Origin of the sequence: Streptomyces lacaronensis, assembly GCF_047337785.1 — a bacterium.
In the GTDB taxonomy this organism is placed as follows: domain Bacteria; phylum Actinomycetota; class Actinomycetes; order Streptomycetales; family Streptomycetaceae; genus Streptomyces; species Streptomyces lycopersici.
Genome location: NZ_JBLHDK010000003.1, coordinates 7129383 through 7152492, shown reverse-complemented (window position 1 = coordinate 7152492; position 23110 = coordinate 7129383). Strand labels below are relative to the sequence as shown.

Sequence of the window (23110 nt, the reverse complement as noted above, 5' to 3'; positions counted from 1 at the left end):
CACTGTTGCCAAAGTGGCTTTCATGGATGCCACCGATGACAGCAGCACCACCCGAGTGGGACTGATCGGCTACGGGCTGGCCGGATCCGTCTTCCACGCCCCCCTGATCGCGGCCACCGAGGGACTGGTCCTCGACACCATCGTCACCTCCAGCCCGGAGCGGCAGCGGCAGGCGCGCGCCGAGTTCCCCGACGTCCGTCTCGTGGACTCCGCCGACGAGCTGTGGGCCCGGACGGATGAGCTGGACCTGATCGTCATCGCCTCCCCGAACCGCACCCATGTCCCGCTCGCCCGCGCCGCCCTCGAGGCCGGGCTGCCGACCGTCGTGGACAAGCCGCTGGCCGCGACCGCCGCCGAGGCCGAGGAGTTGGCCGCGCTCGCCGAGGCCCGCGGGCTGCTGCTGACCGTCTTCCAGAACCGCCGCTGGGACAACGACTTCCGCACCCTCCGCAAGCTGCTCGCCGAGGGCGCGCTGGGCGAGGTGCGGCGCTTCGAGTCCCGCTTCGAGCGGTGGCGGCCGCAGCTCAAGGGCGGCTGGCGGGAGTCCGGCGACCCAGCCGAGGTCGGCGGGCTGCTGTACGACCTGGGCAGCCATCTCGTCGACCAGGCGCTCACCCTCTTCGGCCCGGTCGAGTCCGTCTACGCCGAGGTCGATGTGCGCCGCCCCGGGGCGCAGACCGACGACGACACCTTCATCGCCCTCACCCACACCAGTGGGGTCCGCTCCCATCTGTGGATGAGCGCGACCACCGCCCAGCTCGGCCCGCGGTTCCGGGTGCTGGGCAGCGAGTCGGGCTATGTGAAGTACGGCCTCGACCCGCAGGAGGCCGCCCTGCGCGAGGGGCTGCGCCCCGGCGGCCCGTCCGTCGAATGGGGCGCCGAACCGGAGGGCGACTGGGGCCGGCTGGGCGCGGGAGAGTCCCCGACGACCGGCGGCGGCGTCCCCGTGGAGACCCTCCGGGGCGACTACCCCGCGTACTACGCCGCCGTCGCCGCAGCCCTCCGCGACGGCACCCCGCCCCCGGTCACCGCCGCCGAGGCCGCGGCCACCCTGCATGTGCTGGAGGCGGCCCGGGTGGCGGCCGCGGAGCGCCGTACCGTCCGGATCGAGGCCCTGGCGTAAGCGAGGAGCTAGCCTTGCCACCGCTGGTAGCATCCGGACTATGAGCGGTAGCAAAAAGTACTCGATCAGCCTGCCCGAAGACCTTGCCGAGACCGTGCGGTCCCATGTCGGCCCCGGCGGCTTCTCCGCCTATGTCGCCGAGGCCTTGGAGCAGCGGATCGCGATGGACAAGCTCCGCGAGATCGTCACCGACTTCGAAACCGACAACGAGGAACTGACTCGCGCCGAAGTCGAGGCGGCCCGTGCTCTCCTGCGCCACGATCACCGCCAAGCGGGCGAGAACGCCGCCTGATGCCCGGCACACTCCTGCTGGACTGCGAGGGGCTGTCCAAAATCTATCTCAAGGACCGCGCCATCGCGGCCTTCGTCCAAGCGGCGGCGGAGGAAGGCGTGCGGGTGGCCACCACCGCGATGACCCTCTTGGAGGCCGACTACGACCGTGTTCACCCTGCCCGCGTCAGGTGGGTCCTCTCCCGCATCGATGTCCATGACGTCACCAGAGAGGTCGCCGACAGGGCAGCACTGCTGCTCCGCACGCATCGCCTGCACGGCCACAAGTACGCGATCGACGCGGTCCTCGCCTCCGTCGCGCACGCCGTCCCCGGGCCGGTGACCCTCCTCACTTCGGACCCCGAAGACCTGACTCTGCTCTGCGGCCCCTCCGTCGACGTCATCAAAGCCTGATCGCGGCCCGCGGACTCCAGGGCTGAGGGCGACCCTCCCGTCCGGGTCGCCCCTCGTCCGACGTCCGCTACGCGTCCTTGAACTCCTGGCGCTGGCGGCCCAGCCCGTCGATCTCGAGCTCGACGACATCGCCGGCGCGCAGATACGGCTTGGGCTCGGGGCGGCCCATGGCCACGCCCGCCGGGGTGCCGGTGTTGATGACATCACCGGGGTAGAGCGTCATGAACTGGCTGAGGTAGCGGACCACCTGGGCCACGCCGAAGATCTGGTCCGCCGTGTTGCCGTTCTGCTGGAGCTCGCCGTTGACCCAGAGGCGCAGGCCCAGGGCCTGCGGGTCGGGGACCTCGTCGGCGGTGACCAGCCAGGGGCCCAGGGGGTTGAACGTCTCGCAGTTCTTGCCCTTGTCCCACTGGCCGCCGCGCTCGATCTGGAAGGCGCGCTCGGAGACGTCGTGGGCCACCGCATAGCCCGCGACCGCGGCGAGGGCGGCCTCGTCGGAGTCGAGGTAGCGGGCGGTGCGGCCGATGACGATGGCGAGTTCGACCTCCCAGTCGGTCTTCACGCTGCCGCGCGGGACGAGGACCGTGTCATCGGGGCCGACGACCGTGTCCGGGGCCTTCATGAAGACGATGGGCTCTTCGGGGATGCTCGCGCCGGTTTCGGTGGCGTGGTCGTGGTAGTTCAGCCCGATGCACACGATCTTGCCGATACGGCCGAGCGGCGGGCCGATCCGCACCCCGCCGTCCTCGATCGCGGGCAGCGCGTCGTCCCCCTCGGCGGCCGCCGCCGCGCGCACCCGCGCGAGGGCGGCCTCATCGGCGAGGAGGGCGCCGTCGATGTCCGGGACCAGGGCGGACAGATCGCGCAGGGTGCCGTTCTGATCGAGCAGCGCGGGGCGTTCCGCGCCCGCCGGTCCGACTCGCAGCAGTTTCATCCCAAGACTCCCGAGGTCACAGGCCGGTGCGAGGCGCCTACCGGCCGATTGATCCTCCCTTCAGGGGCGTCCAGCCCGCAAGACCTCGTTCACGGACTGGGACATCGGTCTCAAGGGTGACCGCCGCCGGTACCGCCGTCAGCGGTGCAGCAGGGCCCGCTCCACCGCCGTCCAGGTCGTGCTGGTCGCCAGGTAGAGCGCCGCCGCCAGCGGGACCACGGCGGCGGTGACGAGGGTGCCGAACGACAGCAGCGGCAGCGCCCGTGCCACTCCGGGCGCCCCGGGGACGGTCGCCTTACGGGCGCGGAGATACGTCCAGGTGGCCACCGCCGCGATCAGCGCGAAGAGCCCGAGGTAGACCAGCCCCGGCCCACCGCTGAGCACCCCGCCCCAGCGGGCGCCGAGCGGGGCCCCGGCGAGCGTGTGGTCGAGGAGGTCTCCGGCGCCGCTGCCGGTGGAGAACACGTGGTACATGACGAAGAAGACCGGAAGCTGCGCGAGCGTCGGCAGACACCCCGCCAGCGGTGACGCGCCCTCCTTCGTCTGGAGCTCCGCCATGGCGCGCCGCATCCGCTCCGGGTCGTCCCGGTGCTTGCGGCCCAGCTCGGTGATCTTCGGCGCGAGCGCGGCCCGTGCCTTCTCGCCGCGCACCGCGGCCCGGGCGAGGGGATGCAGGGCGGCGCGGACGCACAGCGTGAACAGGACGATGGCGGCCGCCGCCGCGGACGCGCCGAAGAGCGGATCGAGGCCGTCCGCCATGGTGGTCAACAGGGAGCCGAGGGAAGAGAAAAGGGACATGGGAGCCCTCCGCGGGTCTCGTCGTGCCGGAGTGAGGAAGACATCGGCGTGACGAGCCGCGTGGCGCGGCACTACGGATCCTGGACCTTCCGGGGCTCCGCCCCGGACCCCGCTCCTCGGACGCCGGAGAGGCTGGAGGAACGCCGTACAGCGAGAGTGCGCCTACGCGGCCGTCGGCAGGCGACGGCCCGGCGCTCGGGGCCTCGGGCGTCCGGCCGCATCGGGATCCCGCTGCGGCAGGAACGCCGTACGGCGCTCCCGGTCCCGTATCGCGGTGCGAATCCGCCCGGCGGGGACGGGCATCCGGCCACGGGAGGCGAGGATCGCGCACAGGGCCAGCGCGGCGGCGACGGCGGTCGTGGTCGCGACGGTGGCGGCGAGGGCGACGGCGCTGACCACCCCGCTCTGCGCCAGCAGAACCCCGGCCAGCAGGAACAGGCAGACGCCCAGACGCGCCCGCAGCGCTTCAAGTCGGCGCGACACCGTGACGTCCCCCTCTCCCGCTCTCCCGGCCGGTCTCCCCTCCTGGCGTTGCCAGTTTAAGCAGATCGCCGGCTTCGCGGCGGAGCCGCATATTGATACTTCCCCTCCCCGCCCCTTCCCGTTACCAGGGGCTCCGCCCCTGGACCCCGGGGATCTGGGGCGGAACCCCGGCGCGGGATCTGGGCGGAACCCCGGTCCGGGGTCTGGGGCGCAGCCCCGGTCCGGGATCTGGGCGGAACCCCGGTCCGGAGTCTGGGGCGCAGCCCCGGTCCGGGATCTGGGCGGAACCCCGGTTTCGGGGTCTGGGGCGCAACCCCGGTTTCGGGAAGGGGCGGGGAGGGGAACAGCCCGCCTCAGGCGTCACGACCACCGAACACCCCCTAGCGGCCCCCGCCGACATCCCGGGGAGCGGCCGCCCGGAGCCGGGCCCAGACCACCAGGCGGTAGCGGGAGGTGAATTCGGGGGTACAGGTCGTCAGCGTGAGGTAGTAGCCCGGCTCGGTGTAGCGGTAGCGGGGGTGGGCGGAGCTGTACGGCACCCGCGCGATCACCGTGCCGTCGGCGGGCGAGGTGCGCGGCAGGGTCCGCTCGATCACGTACGTATAGCGGGCGTCGGCGGTGTCGATGCGCACCGTGTCGCCGGGGCGCACCTCGTCCAGTTGCCGGAAGGGCTCGCCGTGGGTGTTGCGGTGGCCCGCGAGGGCGACGTTGCCCGCCTGGCCCGGCTGGGCGGTGCGCGGATAGTGGCCCACATAGCCCTTGTTGAGCACCGCCGCGCGGCCGATGCCCTCGGCGATGGGCACCGTAAGGCCGATACGCGGGATCCTGAGCACCGCGTACGCCTGGTCCCGGCGCGGCCCCCGGCCCCCGGCGCCGCTCCCGGTCGACCGGTCACGGTCGCGGTCGCGGTCACGATCGCGGTCACGTTCGTCCCCCTGAGCGGAATCGGAGGATCCCGTCGCCCCCGGCGTCGGCGTCGCGGACTCCGCCGCCCCGTCCTCCCACCGCCGCTCCAGCACCGATACCTCGTGCCGTGCGCCCGCCCTCGCCTGCCGGTTGGTCCACCACAGTTGGTGGACGACGAAGAGCAGCACCACGACCCCGAGGGTGACGGTGAGCTCACCGGCCGTCCACAGCCCCCGGGCGAGCACGGCACGCCCTCCACGACGTCGCACGCGCGCACCATAGGCCAGGCCGCGCACACCTTCCAGAGCCGCGACACGGCAATCCGCCGGGCGTCAAGGTCCAACTGCCCGCCGCCCGTGCGCTATTCGCCCAGCGCCGCGAGCCAACCGCCCGCCACCCGCCACCCGCGACCCGCGACCCGCGACCCGCGACCCGCCAACTATGCGCCCAGCGCCCGCGAGACCGTATAGATCACCAGCCCGGCCAGGGCACCCACCACCGTGCCGTTGATCCGGATGAACTGCAGATCCCGGCCGATGTGCGCCTCGATCTTCCGGGAGGTGTGGTCCGCGTCCCAGCTCGCCACCGTCTCGCTGATCAGCGAGGTGATCTCGTCCCGATACGTCGTCACGACATAGACGGCGGCGTCCTCCAGCCACCCGTCGATCTTGTCCCGCAGCCGTCGGTCCGTCATCGTCCGCCTGCCCAGCGACAGAATCGCCGCCCGCGCCCGCTGCCGCAGCTCGCTGCGCTCGTCCTCCGCCGCCGCGACGATCATCGCCCGCACCGAGGCCCAGGCCGAGGCGATGAGGTCCTGGACGTCGCCGCGCCCCAGCACCTCGCTCTTCACCCGCTCCACCCGCAGCCGGGTGTCGGTGTCGGACTGCAGATCCCCGGCGAAGTCGGTGAGGAAGCGGTCCAGGGCGCCGCGCGCCGGATGGTCGGGCATGTCCCGCATCTCGGTCACGAAGCGCAGCAGTTCCTTGTAGACGCGCTCGCCGACCTTGCGGTCCACGAACCTCGGCGTCCAGCCGGGGGCGCCGCCGGTCACCGCCTGCATCACCGAGTCGTTGTGCTCCACCAGCCAGTCGTGGGCGCGCAGACACACCAGGTCCACGGCCCGGCGGTGGCCGCCGTCCGCGACCACCCGTTCCAGCAGCTTGCCCAGGCCCGGCGCGATCTCCTGGCTGTCGGCCCGGCGGGTGATCGCCTCGCCCACCACCGCCTGCACATCGGAGTCGCGCAGCACCGTGAGCGCGCCGCGCAGCGCGGTGGCCAGCTCCGCGGTCACCCGGTCGGCGTGCTCGGGCTCGGCGAGCCAGGTGCCGAGCCGGCTGCCGATCCCGACCGCGCGCAGCCGCATCCGTACGACGTCGCCGGAGAGGAAGTTCTCCCCGACGAACTCACCGAGGCTGGCCCCGAGCTGGTCCTTCTTGGTGGGGATGATCGCCGTATGGGGAATGGGCAGCCCCATGGGCCGCCGGAAGAGCGCGGTGACCGCGAACCAGTCGGCCAGGGCGCCCACCATGCCCGCCTCGGCGGCCGCGGCCACATAGCCGGGCCAGCCGTCGATACCCGAGGACCGCGCCCAGGTGGCGAGCGCGTACACCAGTGCGACGCCGAGCAGCAGTCCGGTGGCGAACGCCTTCATCCGGCGCACCCCGCGCCGCCGCTCCACGTCGAGGGGGCTGTCGGTGACGAAGGGCACAGCCGCGCCCCGAGACGGCGGGGTCGCCGTCTCACCAGTCGTTCTTCGCTGCATACGCTCCACCTGGTCGACCCGTCTCCCCATGCATTGTCTCTTTCCGGTCTCAGTCGCCCATGTGTGGAACGAACGGTGAGTTCCCGTCGTCTGTCTGGGGGAGCGACCCAGCACATTGGGGGCAGGCCGACGGGCGGAGCCGGGTCCCACCATGGGATCATGGGAGACCGACCGGACCGCATCGGCATTGCCGGATACCACCCGCCGTTCCCGTCCACTTCCGGAGCCTCGGGCTCCGTCTGCCCGAGGAGACAACCCGCCCATGAGCGTGCCCCCAATGCCCAGACGCACGGGGTATGCCGTGCTCGCTGCGCTGGCGGCTGTGGTGATCCTCGTCTCCACCGCGATATTCATCGGGCTCGGTGGTGACAAGGGCGATGCGGACCCCCGTGCGCAGGGAGCCCGCGGCTCGGCCGCCCCGGCCTCGGCCGGTGCCTGGGTGGGCACCTGGTCCACCTCGGCCGCTGCCGCCGAGCCGAGGACGCTGCGCGGCGGCCTCTCGGGCATGTCGATACGGAACGTGGTGCACACCAGCATCGGCGGCACCAGCACCCGGATCCAGCTCTCGAACTTCTACAGCAGCCGTCCGCTGACGATCACGCATGCGTCGGTGGCGCTGGCCGCCGCGCCCAGCAACCCCACCGCGGCCGCCGGCACCATGCGCCGTCTCACCTTCAACAACCGCACCTGGGTGACGATCCCGCCCGGTAAGGCCGCCGCCAGCGACCCGGTGCGGCTCGCCGTCCCGGACGCGGCCGATCTGCTGGTCACCACCTACACCCCGCAGGCGGCCGGGTCCGTGACCTACCATCCGCACGCCCGCCAGACGTCGTACATGGCGCGTGGCGACCGTACGGAGGACACGGCGGGCTCCGCCTACACCCAGCAGAGCCCGTACTGGCGCTATCTGACCGGTGTGGACGTGTGGTCCAAGCAGGCCGAGGGCGCCGTCGCGGTGCTGGGCGACTCGATCACCGACGGCATCACCTCCACCGCCGGGGCCAACCACCGGTGGACCGACTTCCTCTCCGAGCGGCTGCGCAGCGAGCCCGGGGCGCCCCGCTTCGGCGTGCTCAACCAGGGCATCAGCGGCAACCGCGTGCTGAGCGACGGCACAGAGTACCCGCCCAACAACCCCAGCGGACTGTCCCGCTTCGACCGCGACGTGCTGTCCCGTACGGGCGTCAAGGCCGTGATCATCGAGCTGGGTGTCAATGACATACTCCGCATCCCCCATCAGACCGACCCCAACCGGATCGTGTGGGGCCTGAAGCGGCTGACCGAGCAGGCCCACGCGCGCGGCCTGCGGGTCATCGGAGCCACCCTGACGCCCTTCTACGGGCACCGCGGCTACACCCCCCAGCTGGACGCCGTGCGCGAGCAGGTCAACGCGCGGATCCGCGCCGGGAGGGTCTTCGACGAGGTCGTGGACTTCGACAAGGCGCTGCGCGACCCGATCAGCCCGCTGCGGCTGCGCCCGATGTTCGACTCGGGCGACCATCTGCACCCCAGCGACGACGGCTACCGCGCGATGGCGCGGGCGCTGAACCTGGACCACCTGCGGGGCCGCACGGCGGCCGAGCTCTAGAGACCCCGGCGAACCACGCGGCGGAGCCGCATACCGGCGCTCAGCCCCGTCGCCGCCTAGGGTCCTTCAGAAGGGCCCTAGTCCTCGCGGCGTTCCTTCTCCAGGGACAGCCGGCGCTCCTCCCGCTCCTCGCGCCGCTCATCGCGCGATGCGCCCCGCAGTTCCCGGCGCTCGGCGCGCAGTTCCTCCCGGCGCTCGGCCTTCAGCCGACGGCGCTCCTCCTTCATGCGCTTGTGCTCCTCCTTGCGGAGCCTGCGCTCGACGCTGACCCCGCCGAAGAGCGCGAGGCCGGTCACGGTCACCCGAGGGCCGGTGGGATCCCCGTCGGCGGACCCGGTGTGGTCGAAACCGCCCATGAGCCCGATGCCACTGACATGCGTTTCCAGGTCCGGCGGGACGATGATCTCTATCCCACCCATGAGGGCGAAGCAGCGGATCACCACTTCGCGGCCCTCGAACCGGGCCTCCCGCAGATCGATCTCACCGCCGCCCATGATGGTGAAGGCGGTGAAGGCACGCGGGACGGTCCAGGTCCCCTTGCGCTGGAAGCCGCCCATGATCGCCACGGCCCACTTCGAGGTCGGGGTGCCGCCGATCCGCTCGGCCCAGCCGGTGCGGTCGGCGGGGGACGGCGGAGCCGGAGCGACGCTGCCGGGCACCGGGAGGTCCCGTACCAGTGGCTCCAGCTGGCCATGGGTGCGCGCCGCGTAAGCCGCGCTCAGCCGCTCCTCGAACTCCTCCATGTCCAGGCGGCCTTCGGCGACCGCCTCACGGAGGACCTCGGCGATCCGCTCACGCTCGGCGTCCGATGCCCGCATCCCGGCCGGGTCCGGGAGGTCGGGGCTCGCCCCCTGGGAAGAACCAGCGCTCGTCATACGGACAGACTAATGGCGGGCACCGGCCCTGGCTCCTCTCACACACCGTGCCTCCGTCGTTCTCGCACACCGTGCCCCGTCGTTCTCGCACACCGCGCCCTTGCCGCTCGCACACCGCGCCCTTGCCCTCACGCACACCGCGCTGCCCCCGCCCGGCCCAGGCCCGCCCGGCCTAAGCCCGCCCCGCCCGGTCCTCCGCCCCGTGCAGCATCCTCGCGATGACGTCCTCGATCTCGGGCTCGCGCACCGAGAGGTCCACCAGCGGACAGCCGTCGGCGACCGCCGCGACGATCGGCGCCGCGCTGCTGGTCGCCGGGAAGGCCAGCCACTGCCGGGGCCCCTCGACCCGCACCGTCCGGGCGCCGGGGACCTCGATGGGCGGCATCTCCCGCTCCAGGTCGACCACGAGGGTGCGTTCGCTCTCCCCCACCGCGTGCAGCCCGTCCAGCCCGCCGTCGTAGACCAGCCGCCCGTGGTCGATGACCATCACCCGCTTGCACAGCAGCTCGATATCGGTCAGATCGTGGGTGGTGAGCAGCACCGTCGTGCCCTGCTCGGCGTTCACATCGCGCAGGAACTCCCGCACCTTCGCCTTGCTGACCACATCGAGCCCGATGGTCGGCTCGTCGAGATAGAGCACCTCCGGGTCGTGCAGCAGGGCGGCCGCGATATCGCCGCGCATCCGCTGGCCGAGCGAGAGCTGACGCACCGGCACGTCCAACAGCGCGCCGAGGTTGAGCAGTTCCACACAGCGGTCCAGGTTGTGCCGGTAGCGGTCGTCGGGGATCCGGTACATCCGCCGCACCAGCGCGTACGAGTCGCGCAGCGGCAGGTCCCACCACAGGGTGGTGCGCTGCCCGAACACCACCCCGATGCGGCGCGCGAGCCTCGTCCGGTCCCTGGAGGGGTCGATTCCGGCGACCCTGAGCCGTCCGCCGCTGGGCACCAGGATCCCGGTCAGCATCTTGATGGTGGTGGACTTCCCGGCGCCGTTCGGGCCGATGTAGCCCACCATCTCGCCGCGCGGCACCCGGAAGCTGATGCCGTCCACGGCGCGCACCTCGCGGCGCTCACGGCGCAGCAGCCCGGCCTTGCGCCGCACCTGGAACACCTTCTCGACGCCGTCGAGCTCGATCAGATCGTCCACGGCACTCCCCATGCCATTCCCCACGACCATTCCCCTCAGCTCCCCGTGCTCTGATACGCCCGCAGCCCCGCCCGCCACGCCAGCCCCGCCACCGCACAGCAGCCGCCCGCGACCAGCGGCGCCGCGAAGCCGATCCAGGCCGGGAGCCCCAGCGGATCGGGCCGGCCCAGGATGTGCAGGGCCGGGAGCCAGTTGACGAAGGCCAGCGGGACGACGAAGGTGACGCCCCGCAGCAGCTCCTTGCCGAAGACCGTCGGCGGGTACTCCAGCAGCGTGGTCCCGCCGAAGGTGAAGGCGCTCTGGACCTCGGAGGCGTCCTTGGCCCAGAACTGGAAGGCGCCGCCGAGCACGAACAGCGCCCCGAAGATGGCGCCCCCGCTCAGCAGCATCACCGGCATCAGCAGCGCCCGGTCCACCGTCCAGTCGATGTCCAGCCTGGCCAGCGACCAGCCGAGCACCACCGCCCCCTGGGTGATCCGACCCAGCCGGCGCAGCGCGAAGCGGTCGGCGGCCACCTGGGCGAGTATCGGCACCGGCCGCACCAGCAGGGTGTCCATCGTGCCGTCGCGCACCCGCTGGCCCAGCCGGCCCATGGTGCCCAGCACGAGATCGGCGAGGCCGAAGGCGACGCTGGTGGTGCCGTAGAGGAACGCGACCTCGTCCAGGGTGAAGCCGCCCAGCTCACCGATGTGGGTGAACATCAGCGCGATCGTGACGAAGTCCAGCCCGGTCGCGAGGAAGTTCCCCAGCGTCATGATCAGGAACGAGGTGCGGTACGCCATCGTGGAGCGCACCCACATCCCGACGATCAGGCCGTAGGCCCGCAGCCCGTTGGACACGGCGGACTCAGCCACCCTGGACCACCACCTTCCGGGTCGCCACCGATTGAAGCGCCCGCCCGGCCGCCAGCAGCGCCACCGCCCACCCCGTCTGGAAGGCGAACGCCCCCAGCAGCCCCGAGCCCCGGCGCTCCTCCAGGAAGACATCCGCGGGCACTTGGAGTATCGCCGCCCAGGGCAGCGCGCGGGCGATCTCGCCCAGCTGCCCGGGGAAGACGTTGAGCGGCAGGGTCATCCCGGAGAAGAACAGGCACAGCAGCCCGCTCAGCATGGACAGCCCCGTCCCGTCGAGCAGCCAGAACGAGGCGAGCGACACGAGATAGCGCAGCGCGAAGCTGACGCACACCGCGAGCGCCACGGCGAGCATGAACCACAGCCAGGTCAAGGGCGAGGCGGGCAGCCGGAGTTCGAACGCCAGCGCCCCGACGGCCATCGGCACCACACCGCGCCCCAGCAGCTGGAACAGCGCCCGGCCGAGCTCGGTGGCCAGCCACCACATCTGGAGGTCGACGGGGCGGTAGAGGTCCACGGCGATGTCCCCGGAGCGGATGCGCTCCTGGAACTCCTCCTGGAAGCCGCCGCCCATCAGCGCCACGGCCGCCAGCAGCGCCTGCCCGAGCCAGACGAAGGTCAGCGCCTGGGCGAGGTCGTAGCCGCCGAGGTGCGGCCGCTCGTCCCACAGCGCGGTATAGGTGTAGGCGAGGATGAAGCCGAAAACCGTGTTGGTGAAGACCCCGGCCACCGTGGCGACTCGATACGTCGCGTAGCGTTTGAAGCCGCTGACCGCGACGGCCGCGTACAGCCGCATCCGCCCGTGCCTCCCTCCCCGACCGCACCGCCCGACCGGCCCGGCCGACCGGCCCCGACCGCACCTCCCCGAACGGCGCCAAAATCCGGAGCCTAGTGGGGTGACGGGAGAGACGGCCAGGCATTATTCACCGGATGGTGTGAGCGGAATCATCCATTCGACCGGTCACAGACCAGTCACAGGTGCGCGCCTCGTCTTCGGCCCGGAACGGATGATGCGACAGTGTTTTATCGGGCGTACGACGCGAATCGCCCGACCGTGCACGATCCCGCCGCCGCGCAACCTTCGACGGCGGCCGAGGAGTCTCAGGAGACATGAGCGACGAGCCCCAGTTGATCGATGGTGGCGCGGCCGGAACGGGTGACCGGCCCGGCACCGACGATGGCAACCACGACACGCCGCACCGTTCGGACGGCCTCCCCGCGGGCAAACCGGCCAAGGGCAGAAAGGGGCGTCCCCAGCGCACCGGATGGCGCCGTCTGCTGCCCACCTGGCGCATGGTCCTCGGGGGCTTCCTGCTGATCGTCCTGCTGATCGCGGGCGGGCTCGTCACCGGCTATCTGCTCGTCGACATCCCCCCGGCCAACAAGGCCGCCATCGCCCAGAGCAATGTCTTCCTCTACTCCGACGGCTCCCAGCTGGCCCGCGAGGGCACGGTCAACCGGGAGAGCGTGCAGCTGAGCCAGGTGCCCAAGCGGATCCAGCGCGCGGTGCTGGCGGCCGAGGACCGGGACTTCTACTCGGAGTCGGCCATCGACCCCCAGGCGATGATCCGGGCCGCCTGGAACACCGCCACCGGCAAGGGCAAGCAGTCCGGCTCCACCATCACCCAGCAGTATGTGAAGAACTACTACCTGGACCAGGAGCAGACGGTCTCCCGCAAGGCCAAGGAGTTCTTCATCGCGATCAAGCTGGACCGCGAGGTGAGCAAGGACAAGATCCTGGAGGGCTACCTCAACACCAGCTACTTCGGGCGCAACGCCTACGGGATCCAGGCCGCCGCCCAGGCGTACTACGGCAAGGACATCGGCGAGCTCAACACCGCCCAGGGCGCGTATCTCGCCACCCTGCTGAACGCCCCCAGCTCCTACGACATCGTCGCCCATCCGCAGAACAAGGGCGGGGCCATGGCCCGCTGGAACTACGTGCTCGACGGCATGGTGAAGAAGCACTGGCTGACCAGGGCCGAGCGGCAGAAGATGACCTTCCCCGGGCCCTCCGAGGCCAAGGCCCCCTCCGGCATGTCCGGCCAGCGCGGCTATCTCATCGAGGCCGTCGAGGACTACCTCACCAGCAACGGGATCATCGACGAGCAGACCCTGGCGCGCGGCGGCTACCGCATCACCACCACGATCGACAGGGACAAGCAGGACGCCTTCACGGAGGCCGTGCGCGACCGGCTGATGAGCAAGCTCAGCAAGGACCGCAAGGTCGACGCCTACGTCCGCGCGGGCGGCGCCTCGATCGACCCCAAGACCGGGAAGGTGGTCGCCCTCTACGGCGGGATCGACTACACCAAGCAGTTCGTCAACAACGCGACCCGCCGTGACTACCAGGTGGGATCCACCTTCAAGCCATTCGTCTTCACCTCGGCGGTGCGCTACGGGGCCACCACCCAGGACGGCCAGACGATCACCCCGGACACCCTCTACAACGGCGACAACAAGCGCGAGGTCATCGGCTCCGACGGGCCCACCGGCTACGCCCCCGCCAACGAGGACGACGTGGACTACGGCGACATCGACGTCACCACGGCCACCGACAACTCGGTGAACTCGGTGTACGCGCAGATGGCCGAGGACGTCGGCCCCGCCAAGGTCAAGCAGACCGCCATCGACCTGGGCATCCCCAAGAGCACCCCCGATCTGCACGCCTCCCCCTCGATCGCGCTCGGCCCGGCCACCGCGAGCGTGCTGGACATGACCGAGGCGTACGCGACCCTCGCCAACCACGGAGAGCACGGCCGGTACAGCCTGGTCGAGGAGGTCACCAAGGACGGTGCGCGGATCAAGCTTCCGGCGCGGGAGAGCCGCCAGGCCATCCCGCGCGGGGCCGCCGACACCACCACCTCGATACTGCAGAGCGTGGTCGACGGTGGCACCGGCACCGCCGCCCAGGCCGCCGAGCGCCCGGCGGCGGGCAAGACCGGCACCGCGGAGGAGGACAAGGCCGCCTGGTTCGCGGGCTACACCCCGGATCTGGCGACCGTGGTCGCGGTGATGGGCCAGGACTCCAATACGGGCGTGCAGAAGTCGCTGTACGGGGCGACGGGCCTGGAGCGGATCAACGGCGGCGGCTACCCCGCCGAGATCTGGGCGCAGTACACGGCGGGGGCGCTTGACGGCAAGGAACCGGCCGAGTTCGATCTGCGGCCGGAGGACGGCGCGGGCGCCCCCGACGGCTCCGAGACCCAGCAGCCTCCGAACTCCCCGCCGCCGGTGGTCACCAGTCCCCCGACCGGCGCACCGCCGGACACCTCGGTCCCCACGACGCCGACCTACACCCCGCCGACCCTGCCGACGGACGAGCCGACGATCCCCACCCCGCCGACGGACTTCCCCACCGGCGGTCCGACGACCGAGCCCGGCCCGGGCGGCCCCGGCGACCCGGGTGGACCGGGCGATCCTGGCGACCCGGGAGGCCCGGTGGGCGGCTGAGGGGCGCCCTAAAGGGGCGCGGGGAACTGCGCGACCAGCCACAGTGGCGCCGCAGACGACCGACGGCAGGTCGGGGCACTTCCAGCGGAGCGCTGGCGCCTGCGGCGGGCCGATCCCCTCCCCGCCCCTTCCCGATACCAGGGGCTCCGCCCCTGAACCCCGGGGTCTGGGGCGCAGCCCCAGTTGTGGAAAGGGGCGGGGAGGGGGAAGCATCGATATGCGGCTCCGCCGCGTGGCCCGCCGCAGGCGTCAAGACCCGGCGGGCGCACCCCTGGGCGGTCCTACAGGTAAAGCCCCGTCGAGTCGTCCGCGCCCTCCAGCCGCTCCGCGGCAACCGCGTGCAGATCGCGCTCCCGCATCAGTACGTAGGCGACCCCGCGGACCTCGACCTCGGCCCGGTCCTCCGGGTCGTAGAGCACCCGGTCACCGGGCTCCACGGTCCGGACGTTCTGCCCGACCGCGACCACCTCGGCCCAGGCCAACCGCCGGCCGACCGCCGCGGTGGCGGGGATGACGATTCCGCCGGACGAGCGGCGCTCGCCCTCCGGGATGTCGGTGCGGACCAGCACGCGGTCGTGCAGCATCCGGATGGGCAGCTTGTCATGGGTCGTGTTCGCACTCACGCCATGACCGTACCTGGCCGGAGGGCGGGATGACGCCTCAGGGCCGGAGCCCGCCGCCCCGCCCCCTCACCGGCGCCGCTTGGCGCACCACGAGGACCGGGACGCCTTGGCGGACCGGGAGGACCTGGCCGAGAGCGCGAGCAGGCCGACCAGCCCGGCCACGAGGAGCGCGGCCGGGACGATCCGCTCCATGCGGGGTCCGCCCTCCTCCGACACCAGCTGGCCGCGCACGCCCGTCACCACTCGGTTGACGGACACATAGGCCCGCCCGGCGGTCCGGTCCACGGCCGACGCCGCCTTCGCCTTCGCGTCCCCGATGATCGTCTTCGGGTGCACCCGCACCCCGATCTCGTCGAGCGTCACGGCGAGCTCCTGCCGCCTGCGGGCGATGTCCGCCTCGATCTGCGCAGGGGTCCTGGCATCCGACACCGCGCTGCCTCCGTCGTCAGTCTCGATGATTCGTGGTGGACAGTCTGTCAGCTCGCCCTCCTCACCGCCCCACGGCACCCCCGGACGGGAAGCTGGCTAATGTCGGGTGTGTACCCCCGATGTCACGAGGAGCACCAGACCATGAGCGAGCGACTCCAGCCCGGCGACACCGCCCCCGCCTTCACCCTCCCCGACGCGGACGGCAAGCAGGTCTCGCTCGCCGACCACACCGGCCGAAAGGTGATCGTCTACTTCTACCCGGCGGCCCTCACCCCCGGCTGCACCAAGCAGGCCTGCGACTTCACCGACAACCTCGAGTACCTCTCCGGCCACGGCTACGACGTCATCGGCATCTCCCCCGACAAGCCGGAGAAGCTGGCCAAGTTCCGCGCCCAGGAGGGCCTGAAGGTCACCCTGCTCGCCGACCCCTCCAAGGAGACCCTGGAGGCGTACGGCGCCTACGGTGAGAAGAAGCTCTACGGCAAGACGGTGACGGGCGTGATCCGGTCCACCGTCATCGTGGACGAGCAGGGCAGGGTCGAGCGCGCCCTGTACAACGTGAAGGCCACCGGCCACGTCGCCAAGATCATCAAAGACCTGGGGCTGTGACGGACCCGGGGCTCCGGCCCCGGCCCTCGTTCACCAGGCGATACCATGACCGTGCCGAGCGGCCGTGATGGAATTGGCAGTCATGCTGGGTTTAGGTCCCAGTGGGGTAACACCCGTGAGGGTTCGAGTCCCTCCGGCCGCACGCCACGCATACGCGGGCCCGGCCCGCCTCAGCGCGGGCCGAGCCTGCGGCGTCCTACGGGGCCGCTCACCCCAGGAGATCGCGGACGACCGGGGCGATGGCGCGGAACGCCTTGCCGCGGTGGCTGATGGCGTTCTTCTCGTCGGGGGTCAGCTCGGCGCAGGTGCGGGTCTCGCCGTGGGGCTGGAGGATCGGGTCGTAGCCGAACCCCCCGCCGCCCACGGGCTCGTGGCGGAGGGTGCCGGTGAGCCGGCCGGAGACCACGCGCTCGGTGCCGTCGGGGAGGGCGAGGGCGGCGGCGCACGCGAAGTGGGCGCCGCGGTGTTCGTCGGGGACGTCGGCGAGCTGGGCCAGCAGCAGCTCGAGGTTGGCGCGGTCGTCGCCGTGCCGCCCCGACCAGCGGGCCGAGAAGATGCCTGGGGCGCCGCCGAGGACGTCCACGCACAGCCCGGAGTCGTCGGCGATGGCGGGGTGGCCGGTGGCCCGGGCCAGGGCGTGGGCCTTGAGGAGGGCGTTCTCCGCGAAGGTCACGCCGGTCTCCTTGACGTCCGGGACCTCCGGATAGGCGTCGGCGCCGACGAGTTCGACGTCGAGGCCGGTCTCGCCCAGGATCGAGCGCAGCTCGGTGATCTTGTAGGCGTTGCGGGTGGCGAGGATGAGACGGCGGGGGTGCGGAGGGTGTCCCTCAGTGCGTTGCTGCATAGCTCTCGATTATCGAGGGTGGGTGATCCGTGCCGATCGGAGGGCGGTCAGGGCGAGCAGACGTTGGTCAGCTCGCCCGCCGCGTCCTTGACCGGGGTCAGATCGGGGTCCTTGCCGCTGTCGACGGACTTCTGGACGTTGTCCACGGCCTTCTGGAGGTCGTCGATGGCCTTGCCGACGTCCGCGTTGTCGGTGCGGTCGCCGACCTTGTCGATGTCCGCCTCGAGCGAGTCCAGGATCTTGTCGGCCTGCTGCGGGTCGACGGCGGCGCCGGTCACGGCGTCCTGGAGGTTGTCCACGTCGTTGGATATCTCGACCGCGAGCTGGGCGCAGTCCAGGGCCTTCTCCACCGCGCCGCAGCCCACGGTGACCGGCACGGCGAGCGCGACGGCGGCGAGGGCGGTGATGGCGGTGGTACGGCGGTGACGGTGGCGCGGCGCCATGGAATGGGTCCTTCCCCGGGAAAGCTGCTGGTATCTGACTAAACGCCAGGCGCCGTGCGGTGGTTGCCCGATGCCGCCGTCAGTTCTCCTCGGCCAGTGCCGCGCGCTGGATTCCGGACAGGGCGTCACAGCCCGCCACGGCGAGGTCCAGCAGCCCGTTCAGCTCCTCGCGGGCGAAGGGCTCGCCCTCGGCGGTGCCCTGCACCTCGACGAAGCGTCCGTCACCGGTACAGACCACGTTCATGTCGGTCTCGGCGCGCACGTCCTCCTCGTAAGCGAGGTCGAGCAGGGGGACGCCGCCGACGATGCCGACGCTGACGGCGGAGACGGTGCCGGTCAGCGGCTGCCGGGTGGCCTTGATCAGCTTCTTCCCCCGGGCCCAGCCGATGGCGTCGGCCAGGGCCACATAGGCGCCGGTGATGGCGGCGGTGCGGGTGCCGCCGTCGGCCTGGAGGACATCGCAGTCCAGGACGATGGTGTTCTCGCCGAGCGCCTTGTAGTCGATGACGGCGCGCAGCGAGCGGCCGATGAGTCGGGAGATCTCATGCGTACGGCCGCCGATCTTGCCGCGGACGGACTCGCGGTCGCCCCGGGTGTTGGTGGAGCGCGGCAGCATCGCGTACTCCGCGGTGACCCAGCCCTCGCCGCTGCCCTTGCGCCAGCGCGGCACGCCCTCGGTGACGCTCGCGGTGCACAGGACCCGCGTATCTCCGAAGGAGACGAGGACCGAGCCCTCGGCATGCTTGCTCCAACCGCGCTCGATGGTCACGGGGCGGAGCTGGTCGGGGGTGCGGCCGTCGATACGAGACATGGGATGAGCCTATCGGCATCGCGAAGGGCCCCGGTCCGCGTCCGCGGCGGGGCCGTCTCCCGGGGACGGCGCGACGGGCTCAGTGGCTCACATCAGGTCTTCGATCTCGGCGGCGACGGGGTCCGCGTCGGTGCCGATGACCACCTGGATCGCGCTGCCCATCTTCACCACGCCATGGGCGCCCGCGGCCTTCAGCAGCGCCTCGTCGACCAGGGAGACGTCCTTGACCTCGGTACGGAGCCGAGTGATGCAGCCCTCGACCTCGACGATGTTGTCGATGCCGCCGAGCCCCTCGACGATCTTCTCAGCCTTGCTGGCCATGTTCGCTCCCTGTCGTCCGTTCGCCATGTGGCAAGTGGTCTACACCATTATGCGGGCGAAGACGTTACACGTCACTTGGAACGATAGATTCCTTCATCGGATCCCTCCGTGCTACAACAGGTCTACACCACATGTGGTTTAGACCATAAAGCGGGCCGTCCCTTCCCCCGAGAGCCCGCCTCACCAGGAGGAATCCGATGAGTACGGCCACCGCCAAGGCGGCGCCCGCCCAGAAGCGGGGTGCCGGCCTGTTCCAGGGACTCCAGAAGGTCGGCCGCAGCCTTCAGCTGCCGATCGCGGTCCTGCCCGCCGCCGGAATCATGGTCCGGCTCGGACAGCCCGATGTGTTCGGCGCCGACGGACTGGGCTGGGACAAGGTCGCCGCCGTGTTCAACAACGCCGGTGGCGCGCTCACCGGCGCCCTTCCGCTGCTGTTCTGCGTCGGCGTGGCCATCGGGTTCGCCAAGAAGTCGGACGGCTCCACCGCGCTGGCCGCCGTGGTCGGGTTCCTGGTCTACAGCAAGGTGCTGGAGGCGTTCCCGGTCGCCGACGCGGTGATCCAGAAGGGCGAGGACATACCGGCCAAGTTCAACGACCCCGGGGTGCTCGGCGGCATCATCATGGGGCTGCTCACCGCGGTGCTGTGGCAGCGGTTCCACCGCACCCGGCTGGTGGACTGGCTCGGCTTCTTCAACGGCCGCCGACTGGTGCCGATCATCATGGCCTTCACCGGTATCGCGGTGGGCGTCTTCTTCGGCCTGGTCTGGGAGCCCATCGGCGACGGCATCAGCAACTTCGGCGAGTGGATGACCGGGCTCGGCTCCGCGGGATCGGCCCTCTTCGGCGCCGTCAACCGCGCCCTGATCCCGATCGGCATGCACCAGTTCGTGAACACCGTGGCCTGGTTCCAGCTCGGCGACTTCACCAACGCGGCCGGTGAGACCGTGCACGGCGACCTCAGCCGCTTCCTGGCCGGCGACCCGAGCGCGGGCATGTTCATGTCCGGCTTCTTCCCGATCATGATGTTCGGCCTGCCGGCCGCCGCCCTGGCCATGGCGCACACCGCCCGCCCCGAGCGCCGCAAGGCCGTGCTCGGCATGATGGTCTCCCTGGCGCTGACCTCGTTCGTCACGGGTGTGACCGAGCCGATCGAGTTCTCGTTCATGTTCATCGCCCCGCTGCTCTATGTGATCCACGCGGTGCTGACCGCCCTCTCGATGGCGATCACCTGGGCCCTGGGCGTGCACGCGGGCTTCAACTTCTCCGCGGGGTTCATCGACTACGCGCTGAACTGGAGCCATGCCACCAAACCACTGCTGATCATCCCGGTGGGGCTGGTCTTCGCGGTGGTCTACTACGTGGTCTTCCGCTTCGCGATCACCAAGTTCGATCTGCCCACCCCGGGCCGTGAGCCCGAGGAAGAGGTCGAGGACCTCACCAAGGCGTAGACCGTCGGCCCGCGCCCCGCGCGAAGGCCCCGGAACCGAGCCGGTTCCGGGGCCTTCGCGCGTACGGGGACCGCGTACCTACACCTCGTAGACCGCGCCCGCCTTGGCCAGCTCCACCGGGCCGCCGAAGACCGCCTGGGCGTCGCGCTGGTTGATCTGGGGGTCCGTCCACGGCGGCACATGGGTGAGCACCAGGGCCCCGACGCCCGCCCGCAGCGCGTGCTCGCCCGCCTCGCGGCCGTTGAGATGCAGCCCCGGGATGTCCTCCTTGCCGTGCGTGAAGGCCGCCTCGCACAGGAAGAGGTCGCCGCCCCGGGCCAGGTCCACCAGGGCCTCACAGGGGCCCGTGTCGCCCGAGTAGACCAGCGAGCGGCCGCCGCACTCGATCCGGAAGCCGTACGCCTCCACCGGATGGCAGACGCGCTCGGCGCGGATGGTGAAGGGGCCGATCTCGAAGCTGCCGGGCGTGAGCGTGCGGAAGTCGAAGACCTCGCGCATCGACTTCTCGTCGGGCACGTCGTCGTACGCCTGGACCAGCCGCCGCTCGGTGTCCTCGGGGCCGTAGACGGGGATCGCCTCGGCGCGGCCACCGTCGTGCCGGTAGTAGCGCGCGACGAAGTATCCGCACATGTCGATGAAGTGATCGGGGTGGAGATGGGACAGCAGCACGGCGTCGAGGTCGTAGAGACCGCAGTGGCGCTGCAGCTCGCCAAGGGCGCCATTGCCCATGTCGAGGAGCAGCCGGAAGCCGTCGGCCTCGAGGAGGTAGCTCGAGCAGGCCGATTCCGCGGACGGGAACGACCCTGAGCAACCGACGACGGTGAGCTTCATGAAGCAGGAACCTCCTTGAGGGGTCCCCATGCCGAGGGCCATGGGCGGGTGCGGGGGGTCATGCGGTGCCCACGAGCGTAAGGCGCAAAAGCCCAGGCAGCTCCTCCACGGGGCCGCGTTGTGGGCGGAATCACCAGGACGGAGCCGGGTGCCGCCCGGCCATGCCCCCCGCCGGCCGATCCGGCCCCTACGCCCAGAGCTGGCCGTGCAGCGTCTCGATCGCCTCCTCGGTGGTGGCCGCCGTGTAGACACCGGTGGAGAGGTACTTCCAGCCGCCGTCGGCGACGATGAAGACCACATCGGCGCTCTGCCCGGCCGTGACCGCCTTACGGGCGACACCGAGGGCCGCGTGCAGCGCGGCCCCGGTCGAGACGCCCGCGAAGATGCCCTCCTGGGCGAGGAGTTCCCGGGTGCGGGACACCGCGTCCTCGGAGCCGACGGAGAAGCGGGTGGTCAGGACGGACTCGTCGTACAGCTCGGGGACGAAGCCCTCGTCGAGGTTGCGGAGTCCGTAGACGACGTCGTCGTAGCGCGGTTCGGCGGCGACGATCTGGACGTCCGGCTTGTTCTCGCGCAGGAAGCGGCCGACGCCCATCAGGGTGCCGGTGGTACCCAGACCGGCGACGAAGTGGGTGATGGAGGGCAGGTCGGCCAGGATCTCGGGGCCGGTGGTGGCGTAGTGGGCACCGGCGTTGTCCGGGTTTCCGTACTGGTACAGCATCACCCAGTCCGGGTGCTGCTCCGCCAGCTCCTTGGCCACCCGGACGGCGGTGTTGGAGCCGCCGGCGGCGGGCGAGGAGATGATCTCCGCGCCCCACATGGCGAGCAGCTGGCGCCGCTCCTGGCTGGTGTTCTCCGGCATCACGCAGACGATGCGGTAGCCCTTGAGCTTGGCCGCCATCGCGAGGGAGATGCCGGTGTTGCCGGAGGTGGGCTCGAGGATGGTGCAGCCGGGGGTCAACCGGCCGTCCTTCTCGGCCTGTTCGATCATATGGAGCGCGGGGCGGTCCTTGACCGAGCCGGTGGGGTTGCGGTCCTCCAGCTTGGCCCAGATCCGTACGTCGGAGGAGGGTGAGAGCCGCGGCAGCCCGACGAGCGGCGTATTGCCGACCGCGGCCAGGGGACTGTCGTACCGCATCAGAGCATTCCACCGGCGACGGCAGGGAGGATCGTCACATTGTCGCCGTCCGAGACCTTGGTGGAGATGCCGTCGAGGAAGCGGACGTCCTCGTCGTTCAGATAGACGTTGACGAAGCGGCGCAGCTCGCCGCCGTCGACCAGGCGCTCCTGGATACCGGAGTGCCGGCTCTCCAGGTCGGCGAAGAGCTCGGCGAGCGTGGCCCCGCTGCCCTCGACCGCCTTCTGGCCGTCGGTGTAGGTGCGGAGGATGGTCGGGATGCGGACCTCGATGGCCATGTCTGGGCTCCTGTCGGAGGGCGGGGTGGGCTCCCGGACCGGGAGCGGCCGGGAAGGCGTCGTCGAAGGGCGTCGGGCGTCTCGGGCGCGCGCTCAGGCGACCACGGCGCGGCGCGGACACATCGCGCTGGCGAGCCGGCACAGGTCGACGTGGAGCCGCGCCACGAGCAGCATGCCCGGCGTCTTCTCGCTCACGTCATCGAAAACCATGGACTCATCGTATCGATTCCCGAACCGGACTCCGGTAGGCGATCCCGCGATACGGACGGGTAGCGACCGCGATACGAGACAATAGGCCGATTCAGCCACCCGGAACGATCTCCACCTCTTCCTCGGTGACCTCGCCGTCCACGATCCGGAAGGACCGGAACTGGACGGGCCCCTCGTCATTGCCGCATTCGGCCGTGGAGACCAGGACGTAGTGGGCGCCGGGCTCGTTGGCGTAGGAGATATCGGTACGGGAGGGGTACGCCTCGGTGGCGGTGTGCGAGTGGTAGATGACCACCGGCTCCTCGTCCCGGTCGTCCATCTCGCGGTAGAGCTTGAGCAGGTCACCCGAGTCGAACTCGTAGAAGGTGGGGGAACGGGCCGCGTTCAGCATCGGGATGAACCGCTCGGGGCGGCCGCTTCCGGCCGGTCCCGCGATCACGCCGCATGCCTCGTCGGGGTGGTCGGCGCGGGCGTGCGCGACGATCTTGTCATGGAGCGCCTGGGTGATGGTCAGCATGGCC

General features: G+C 71.1%; 27 protein-coding genes and 1 tRNA gene. 8 read left to right on the top strand and 20 right to left on the bottom strand.

Features of this window, described 5'->3' with window-relative positions; translation table 11 throughout:
• The first annotated feature begins 22 nt into the window (after positions 1 to 22).
• Genes ACMTAK_RS31085 through ACMTAK_RS31075 form a run of 3 tightly spaced genes read left to right on the top strand, consistent with a single transcriptional unit; the run spans position 23 to position 1807 of the window.
• On the top strand, positions 23 to 1123 hold the full coding sequence (locus ACMTAK_RS31085; RefSeq protein ID WP_413809233.1) for a Gfo/Idh/MocA family protein: 1101 nt from the start codon (positions 23 to 25) through the stop codon (positions 1121 to 1123).
• A gap of 40 nt (positions 1124 to 1163) precedes the next feature.
• The gene (locus tag ACMTAK_RS31080) at positions 1164 to 1415 is read left to right on the top strand and encodes a hypothetical protein (protein WP_413809232.1); all 252 of its coding nucleotides are present in this window, start codon (positions 1164 to 1166) and stop codon (positions 1413 to 1415) included.
• The gene (locus ACMTAK_RS31075) at positions 1415 to 1807 is read left to right on the top strand and encodes a DNA-binding protein (RefSeq protein ID WP_413809231.1); all 393 of its coding nucleotides are present in this window, start codon (positions 1415 to 1417) and stop codon (positions 1805 to 1807) included. The genes ACMTAK_RS31080 and ACMTAK_RS31075 overlap by 1 nt, the downstream gene beginning before the upstream one ends.
• A 67-nt stretch (positions 1808 to 1874) precedes the next feature.
• Here the strand turns inward: ACMTAK_RS31075 and ACMTAK_RS31070 are convergent, their stop codons facing one another.
• From ACMTAK_RS31070 to ACMTAK_RS31050, 5 genes are all read right to left on the bottom strand, one after another.
• Positions 1875 to 2741, bottom strand: coding sequence for a fumarylacetoacetate hydrolase family protein (locus tag ACMTAK_RS31070; protein ID WP_413809230.1), 867 nt, complete (start codon positions 2739 to 2741; stop codon positions 1875 to 1877).
• Positions 2742 to 2879: 138 nt separating this feature from the next.
• A complete protein-coding gene (locus tag ACMTAK_RS31065; protein ID WP_413809229.1) occupies positions 2880 to 3539 on the bottom strand; it encodes a YidC/Oxa1 family membrane protein insertase in 660 nt (219 codons plus the stop codon).
• Between the two features lie 162 nt (positions 3540 to 3701).
• The gene (locus ACMTAK_RS31060) at positions 3702 to 4022 is read right to left on the bottom strand and encodes a DUF6412 domain-containing protein (RefSeq protein ID WP_413809228.1); all 321 of its coding nucleotides are present in this window, start codon (positions 4020 to 4022) and stop codon (positions 3702 to 3704) included.
• Positions 4023 to 4402: 380 nt separating this feature from the next.
• Positions 4403 to 5197 (bottom strand): class E sortase, encoded by a 795-nt coding sequence (locus ACMTAK_RS31055; protein WP_413809227.1) that lies wholly within the window; start codon positions 5195 to 5197, stop codon positions 4403 to 4405.
• Positions 5198 to 5367: 170 nt separating this feature from the next.
• Positions 5368 to 6690 (bottom strand): DUF445 domain-containing protein, encoded by a 1323-nt coding sequence (locus ACMTAK_RS31050; protein WP_413809226.1) that lies wholly within the window; start codon positions 6688 to 6690, stop codon positions 5368 to 5370.
• A 262-nt stretch (positions 6691 to 6952) separates the two neighbouring features.
• On the opposite strand from ACMTAK_RS31050, the gene ACMTAK_RS31045 reads away from it, so the two are divergent.
• A complete protein-coding gene (locus ACMTAK_RS31045) occupies positions 6953 to 8278 on the top strand; it encodes an SGNH/GDSL hydrolase family protein (protein ID WP_413809225.1) in 1326 nt (441 codons plus the stop codon).
• Between the two features lie 77 nt (positions 8279 to 8355).
• Here the strand turns inward: ACMTAK_RS31045 and ACMTAK_RS31040 are convergent, their stop codons facing one another.
• From ACMTAK_RS31040 to ACMTAK_RS31025, 4 genes are all read right to left on the bottom strand, one after another.
• Entirely contained in the window at positions 8356 to 9153 is a 798-nt protein-coding gene (locus tag ACMTAK_RS31040; RefSeq protein ID WP_413809224.1) for a DUF1707 SHOCT-like domain-containing protein, read from the bottom strand.
• A 172-nt stretch (positions 9154 to 9325) separates the two neighbouring features.
• Complete coding sequence (locus ACMTAK_RS31035; RefSeq protein WP_413809223.1) at positions 9326 to 10330, bottom strand: ABC transporter ATP-binding protein; 1005 nt, start codon at positions 10328 to 10330, stop codon at positions 9326 to 9328.
• A 5-nt stretch (positions 10331 to 10335) separates the two neighbouring features.
• A complete protein-coding gene (locus ACMTAK_RS31030) occupies positions 10336 to 11100 on the bottom strand; it encodes an ABC transporter permease (protein ID WP_413813044.1) in 765 nt (254 codons plus the stop codon).
• Between the two features lie 46 nt (positions 11101 to 11146).
• Complete coding sequence (locus ACMTAK_RS31025) at positions 11147 to 11947, bottom strand: ABC transporter permease (RefSeq protein WP_413809222.1); 801 nt, start codon at positions 11945 to 11947, stop codon at positions 11147 to 11149.
• A gap of 314 nt (positions 11948 to 12261) precedes the next feature.
• Here ACMTAK_RS31025 and ACMTAK_RS31020 point away from each other — a divergent pair, with 314 nt between their 5' ends.
• A complete protein-coding gene (locus tag ACMTAK_RS31020) occupies positions 12262 to 14604 on the top strand; it encodes a transglycosylase domain-containing protein (protein ID WP_413809221.1) in 2343 nt (780 codons plus the stop codon).
• A 281-nt stretch (positions 14605 to 14885) separates the two neighbouring features.
• Here ACMTAK_RS31020 and ACMTAK_RS31015 read toward each other — a convergent pair whose 3' ends face one another.
• On the bottom strand, positions 14886 to 15188 hold the full coding sequence (locus ACMTAK_RS31015) for a GroES family chaperonin (protein WP_044581870.1): 303 nt from the start codon (positions 15186 to 15188) through the stop codon (positions 14886 to 14888).
• A 105-nt stretch (positions 15189 to 15293) separates the two neighbouring features.
• Entirely contained in the window at positions 15294 to 15656 is a 363-nt protein-coding gene (locus ACMTAK_RS31010) for a DUF3618 domain-containing protein (RefSeq protein ID WP_210947848.1), read from the bottom strand.
• Positions 15657 to 15797: 141 nt separating this feature from the next.
• Here ACMTAK_RS31010 and bcp point away from each other — a divergent pair, with 141 nt between their 5' ends.
• Positions 15798 to 16265, top strand: a complete 468-nt coding sequence (gene bcp, locus ACMTAK_RS31005) for a thioredoxin-dependent thiol peroxidase (protein ID WP_413809220.1) — start codon at positions 15798 to 15800, stop codon at positions 16263 to 16265.
• A 58-nt stretch (positions 16266 to 16323) separates the two neighbouring features.
• Positions 16324 to 16407, top strand: a tRNA-Leu gene (locus ACMTAK_RS31000).
• A 66-nt stretch (positions 16408 to 16473) separates the two neighbouring features.
• Here ACMTAK_RS31000 and rdgB read toward each other — a convergent pair.
• From rdgB to ACMTAK_RS30980, 4 genes are all read right to left on the bottom strand, one after another.
• Positions 16474 to 17109 (bottom strand): RdgB/HAM1 family non-canonical purine NTP pyrophosphatase, encoded by a 636-nt coding sequence (gene rdgB, locus ACMTAK_RS30995; RefSeq protein ID WP_413809219.1) that lies wholly within the window; start codon positions 17107 to 17109, stop codon positions 16474 to 16476.
• Positions 17110 to 17156: 47 nt separating this feature from the next.
• Positions 17157 to 17552 carry a hypothetical protein gene (locus tag ACMTAK_RS30990; RefSeq protein ID WP_413809218.1) on the bottom strand — a complete coding sequence of 132 codons (396 nt, stop codon included), beginning with the start codon at positions 17550 to 17552 and terminating at the stop codon, positions 17157 to 17159.
• Positions 17553 to 17631: 79 nt separating this feature from the next.
• Complete coding sequence (gene rph / locus ACMTAK_RS30985) at positions 17632 to 18363, bottom strand: ribonuclease PH (RefSeq protein ID WP_413809217.1); 732 nt, start codon at positions 18361 to 18363, stop codon at positions 17632 to 17634.
• A gap of 87 nt (positions 18364 to 18450) precedes the next feature.
• Complete coding sequence (locus tag ACMTAK_RS30980; RefSeq protein WP_069863737.1) at positions 18451 to 18684, bottom strand: glucose PTS transporter subunit EIIB; 234 nt, start codon at positions 18682 to 18684, stop codon at positions 18451 to 18453.
• A gap of 197 nt (positions 18685 to 18881) precedes the next feature.
• Between ACMTAK_RS30980 and ACMTAK_RS30975 the strand changes: the two genes are divergently transcribed.
• Positions 18882 to 20132, top strand: a complete 1251-nt coding sequence (locus ACMTAK_RS30975) for a PTS transporter subunit EIIC (protein ID WP_210947853.1) — start codon at positions 18882 to 18884, stop codon at positions 20130 to 20132.
• 78 nt (positions 20133 to 20210) lie between these two features.
• Here the strand turns inward: ACMTAK_RS30975 and ACMTAK_RS30970 are convergent, their stop codons facing one another.
• From ACMTAK_RS30970 to ACMTAK_RS30950, 5 genes are all read right to left on the bottom strand, one after another.
• A complete protein-coding gene (locus ACMTAK_RS30970) occupies positions 20211 to 20963 on the bottom strand; it encodes an MBL fold metallo-hydrolase (protein ID WP_413809216.1) in 753 nt (250 codons plus the stop codon).
• A 187-nt stretch (positions 20964 to 21150) separates the two neighbouring features.
• A complete protein-coding gene (locus ACMTAK_RS30965) occupies positions 21151 to 22101 on the bottom strand; it encodes a PLP-dependent cysteine synthase family protein (RefSeq protein ID WP_413809215.1) in 951 nt (316 codons plus the stop codon).
• Complete coding sequence (locus ACMTAK_RS30960; protein WP_413809214.1) at positions 22101 to 22379, bottom strand: MoaD/ThiS family protein; 279 nt, start codon at positions 22377 to 22379, stop codon at positions 22101 to 22103. Before ACMTAK_RS30960 ends, ACMTAK_RS30965 begins: the two co-directional genes overlap by 1 nt.
• 93 nt (positions 22380 to 22472) lie before the next feature.
• Entirely contained in the window at positions 22473 to 22589 is a 117-nt protein-coding gene (locus ACMTAK_RS30955; protein ID WP_413809213.1) for a putative leader peptide, read from the bottom strand.
• 91 nt (positions 22590 to 22680) lie between these two features.
• Positions 22681 to 23106: a M67 family metallopeptidase gene (locus ACMTAK_RS30950; RefSeq protein ID WP_059144467.1), complete on the bottom strand. Its 426-nt coding sequence runs from the start codon at positions 23104 to 23106 to the stop codon at positions 22681 to 22683.
• Positions 23107 to 23110: the final 4 nt, after the last annotated feature.

Coding starts and splice junctions, on each gene's coding strand:
- ACMTAK_RS31085 (WP_413809233.1), top strand. CDS start 23: ATGGATGCCACCGATGACAGCAGCACCACCCGAGTGGGACTGATCGGC.
- ACMTAK_RS31080 (WP_413809232.1), top strand. CDS start 1,164: ATGAGCGGTAGCAAAAAGTACTCGATCAGCCTGCCCGAAGACCTTGCC.
- ACMTAK_RS31075 (WP_413809231.1), top strand. CDS start 1,415: ATGCCCGGCACACTCCTGCTGGACTGCGAGGGGCTGTCCAAAATCTAT.
- ACMTAK_RS31070 (WP_413809230.1), bottom strand. CDS start 2,741: ATGAAACTGCTGCGAGTCGGACCGGCGGGCGCGGAACGCCCCGCGCTG.
- ACMTAK_RS31065 (WP_413809229.1), bottom strand. CDS start 3,539: ATGTCCCTTTTCTCTTCCCTCGGCTCCCTGTTGACCACCATGGCGGAC.
- ACMTAK_RS31050 (WP_413809226.1), bottom strand. CDS start 6,690: ATGCAGCGAAGAACGACTGGTGAGACGGCGACCCCGCCGTCTCGGGGC.
- ACMTAK_RS31045 (WP_413809225.1), top strand. CDS start 6,953: ATGAGCGTGCCCCCAATGCCCAGACGCACGGGGTATGCCGTGCTCGCT.
- ACMTAK_RS31040 (WP_413809224.1), bottom strand. CDS start 9,153: ATGACGAGCGCTGGTTCTTCCCAGGGGGCGAGCCCCGACCTCCCGGAC.
- ACMTAK_RS31035 (WP_413809223.1), bottom strand. CDS start 10,330: ATGGTCGTGGGGAATGGCATGGGGAGTGCCGTGGACGATCTGATCGAG.
- ACMTAK_RS31030 (WP_413813044.1), bottom strand. CDS start 11,100: ATGTGGGTGCGCTCCACGATGGCGTACCGCACCTCGTTCCTGATCATG.
- ACMTAK_RS31025 (WP_413809222.1), bottom strand. CDS start 11,947: ATGCGGCTGTACGCGGCCGTCGCGGTCAGCGGCTTCAAACGCTACGCG.
- ACMTAK_RS31020 (WP_413809221.1), top strand. CDS start 12,262: ATGAGCGACGAGCCCCAGTTGATCGATGGTGGCGCGGCCGGAACGGGT.
- ACMTAK_RS31015 (WP_044581870.1), bottom strand. CDS start 15,188: ATGCTGCACGACCGCGTGCTGGTCCGCACCGACATCCCGGAGGGCGAG.
- bcp (WP_413809220.1), top strand. CDS start 15,798: ATGAGCGAGCGACTCCAGCCCGGCGACACCGCCCCCGCCTTCACCCTC.
- rdgB (WP_413809219.1), bottom strand. CDS start 17,109: ATGCAGCAACGCACTGAGGGACACCCTCCGCACCCCCGCCGTCTCATC.
- ACMTAK_RS30990 (WP_413809218.1), bottom strand. CDS start 17,552: ATGGCGCCGCGCCACCGTCACCGCCGTACCACCGCCATCACCGCCCTC.
- rph (WP_413809217.1), bottom strand. CDS start 18,363: ATGTCTCGTATCGACGGCCGCACCCCCGACCAGCTCCGCCCCGTGACC.
- ACMTAK_RS30980 (WP_069863737.1), bottom strand. CDS start 18,684: ATGGCCAGCAAGGCTGAGAAGATCGTCGAGGGGCTCGGCGGCATCGAC.
- ACMTAK_RS30975 (WP_210947853.1), top strand. CDS start 18,882: ATGAGTACGGCCACCGCCAAGGCGGCGCCCGCCCAGAAGCGGGGTGCC.
- ACMTAK_RS30970 (WP_413809216.1), bottom strand. CDS start 20,963: ATGAAGCTCACCGTCGTCGGTTGCTCAGGGTCGTTCCCGTCCGCGGAA.
- ACMTAK_RS30965 (WP_413809215.1), bottom strand. CDS start 22,101: ATGCGGTACGACAGTCCCCTGGCCGCGGTCGGCAATACGCCGCTCGTC.
- ACMTAK_RS30960 (WP_413809214.1), bottom strand. CDS start 22,379: ATGGCCATCGAGGTCCGCATCCCGACCATCCTCCGCACCTACACCGAC.
- ACMTAK_RS30955 (WP_413809213.1), bottom strand. CDS start 22,589: ATGGTTTTCGATGACGTGAGCGAGAAGACGCCGGGCATGCTGCTCGTG.
- ACMTAK_RS30950 (WP_059144467.1), bottom strand. CDS start 23,106: ATGCTGACCATCACCCAGGCGCTCCATGACAAGATCGTCGCGCACGCC.